Source organism: Aneurinibacillus migulanus, assembly GCF_001274715.1.
Lineage (GTDB): Bacteria > Bacillota > Bacilli > Aneurinibacillales > Aneurinibacillaceae > Aneurinibacillus > Aneurinibacillus migulanus.
Window position 1 is genome coordinate 1 of sequence record NZ_LGUG01000018.1, and the last position, 1,026, is coordinate 1,026.

At 39.0% G+C, this 1,026-nt stretch carries 2 protein-coding genes; both read right to left on the reverse strand.

Translation table 11 applies throughout. The annotated features are described in order from the left end of the window. Positions 1-167: DUF4183 domain-containing protein (locus tag AF333_RS33315; protein ID WP_152968252.1), on the reverse strand; the 167-nt coding region annotated here is incomplete at its 3' end. Between the two features lie 406 nt (positions 168-573). Beyond that, on the reverse strand, positions 574-1,026 hold a 453-nt coding region (locus AF333_RS34405; RefSeq protein WP_053432798.1), incomplete at its 5' end, for a DUF4183 domain-containing protein.

Below are 1,026 nucleotides of genomic sequence, written 5' to 3' on the forward strand. Positions count from 1 at the left end.
ATATACAGGTTGTAATACGAAAATGAAGCTGGAAATGCTGTCGCAGCTGCACCAGTATCATCGGTAAAAGCTGTAGCTGCAATTGCAAATGTAGCACCTGTACCTGTTCCGGCCCCTGCTGTAGAGGTAAACTTTCTACCAGCTATAAACGGTTTAACTATAGGCATGTGTATTCACTCCTTTTCTTTTTATCATTACGGATTTTTTGAAAAACCTCTAGAAAGAGGGCTTGTTCCATCCGTTACTACATTCTATTCCTCTCACTATACTTCAGGAACAGCAAATGACTTAGTATATACGTACAATTTGCAAATTGAAAGTGGGATACCTTAGGTTACTTTTTTCTTTGCTGATGAGTTCCTATTCATCTAACGATAAACACTCTCCCTACGCTTTGATTAATACTAAGAGTGTGTAGCAAAATTAATATAATGAATAAGGCATATATAGGATATAGAAACCAAATAATCGATATAAGCTTGCATAATATTTAGCTATGAATTTAGGTAAACCTGCCACACACTCACTAAAACATTAAAAAAAGAAAGGTCACTGGGCTATATTACACAGTTTTTAAGGAAATACTTGAGCAGAAAACTGAACAATTTCAAGGATAATAGGTTCACCTGCAAAAATGGTGCTGCCATTGAGATTAATAGTTAGAGCGTTTGGATTTACGCTATATATGCTGCCTTCTTGTAATATTCCATTAATATAAAGATTACTGTAGCTGTTTTGTCCGAGGTTTGTAAATTCACTTATTGGCCCTCCACTATCACCAGTAAATTCAGTAGCTAGAATAACTTGAGGGCCCTGAATATCTAACTCCGTGATATAAAAATATCTTTGAACAGTAGGTATGATAACTACTGACCCTACTGATCCCGGTGGTCCCTGAGGCCCTTGAGGCCCTTGAGGTCCTGGTGGTCCTGGTGGTCCTGGTGGTCCTGGTGGCCCTTGGGGTCCTTGAGAACCTGATGGATATAACGAAGGGGAACATATTACTACAGGATTCCCCGGTCTGCA